The organism is Roseovarius maritimus (genome assembly GCF_043355895.2).
GTDB classification, from domain to species: domain Bacteria; phylum Pseudomonadota; class Alphaproteobacteria; order Rhodobacterales; family Rhodobacteraceae; genus Roseovarius; species Roseovarius maritimus.
The window spans coordinates 1-1,693 of the sequence record NZ_JBHFPF020000030.1 but is presented as its reverse complement, the minus strand read 5'-3'; the positions used below and the strand labels follow the sequence as shown (position 1 = coordinate 1,693).

1 protein-coding gene is annotated in these 1,693 nt (G+C 64.6%); it reads left to right on the top strand.

The genetic code is table 11. From position 1 onward, the window contains the following. On the top strand, window positions 1-1,693 hold a 1,693-nt coding region (locus ACEWPM_RS19745), incomplete at both ends, for a bifunctional sulfate adenylyltransferase/adenylylsulfate kinase (RefSeq protein ID WP_393964164.1).

Here is a 1,693-nt window from a genome sequence, read left to right as displayed (position 1 = left end):
ACCCCGATCCCGGAACTATACGTCAGCCACGAGTCTGCGCAGAAGCTGAAGGTGGAGGCGGCGGATCTGGTCAGCCACGACCTGACGCCGCGGCAGATCTGCGATCTGGAACTCCTGATGAATGGCGGCTTCAACCCGCTCAAGGGGTTTCTGGGCGAGGCGGATTACGATGGCGTGGTCGAGAACATGCGCCTCGCCTCCGGCGCGCTCTGGCCGATGCCGATCACGCTGGATGTCAGCGACACCTTCGCCGAGGCGCTGGAGCTGGGCCAGGATATCGCCCTGCGCGACCAGGAGGGCGTGATCCTTGCCACGATGACCGTCACCGACCGCTGGACCCCCGACAAGTCGCGCGAGGCTTCAATGGTCTTCGGCGCCGATGACAGCGCGCATCCGGCGGTCAACTACCTCCACAATACGGCGGGCAAGGTCTATCTGGGCGGTCCCGTCACCGGCATCCAGCCGCCCGTGCATTACGATTTCCGCGCCCGCCGCGACACTCCGAACGAGCTGCGCGCCTATTTCCGCAAGGTGGGCTGGCGCAAGGTCGTCGCCTTTCAGACGCGCAATCCGCTGCACCGGGCGCATCAGGAGCTGACCTTTCGCGCCGCCAAGGAGGCGCAGGCGAACCTCTTGATCCATCCCGTCGTCGGCATGACCAAGCCGGGCGATGTCGATCATTTCACGCGCGTGCGCTGCTATGAGGCTGTCCTCGACAAATACCCCGGCTCGACCACGGCGATGTCGCTCCTCAACCTTGCGATGCGCATGGGCGGCCCGCGCGAGGCGGTCTGGCACGGCCTCATCCGCGCCAATCACGGTTGCACGCATTTCATCGTCGGGCGCGACCATGCCGGCCCCGGCAAGAACTCGAAGGGCGAGGATTTCTACGGGCCTTACGATGCGCAGGACCTTTTCCGCGCGCACCAGTCCGAGATCGGCGTCGAAATGGTCGATTTCAAGCACATGGTCTATGTGCAGGAGCGCGCCCAATACGAGCCGATGGACGAGATCGCCGACAAGGATGACGTCACGATCCTCAACATCTCGGGCACCGAGCTGCGCCGCCGCCTGCAGGAGGGGCTGGAGATCCCCGAATGGTTCTCCTTCCCCGAGGTGGTGGCCGAGCTGCGCCGCACCCGCCCGCCGCGGGCGCAGCAAGGTTTCACCGTGTTCTTCACCGGCTTTTCCGGCAGCGGCAAATCCACCATCGCCAACGCGCTCATGGTCAAGCTGATGGAGATGGGCGGGCGCCCCGTTACGCTGCTGGATGGCGATATCGTGCGGAAGAACCTTTCCTCCGAGCTGGGCTTTTCCAAGGAGCACCGCGATCTGAACATCCGCCGCATCGGCTATGTGGCCAGCGAGATCACCAAGAATGGCGGCATCGCCATCTGCGCGCCCATCGCGCCCTATGCGACGACGCGCCGCGCGGTGCGCGAGGATGTCGAAGCCTTCGGCGCCTTCGTCGAGGTCCATGTCGCCACCTCGATCGAGGAATGCGAGCGCCGCGACCGCAAGGGCCTCTACAAGCTCGCGCGCGAGGGCAAGATCAAGGAGTTCACCGGCATCTCAGACCCCTACGACGTGCCCGAAAACCCCGAACTCAGCGTCGAAACCGAAAATGTCGACGTCGACAACTGCGCCCACCAGGTCGTGCTCAAACTCGAACAGATGGGCCTGATCGCGGGGT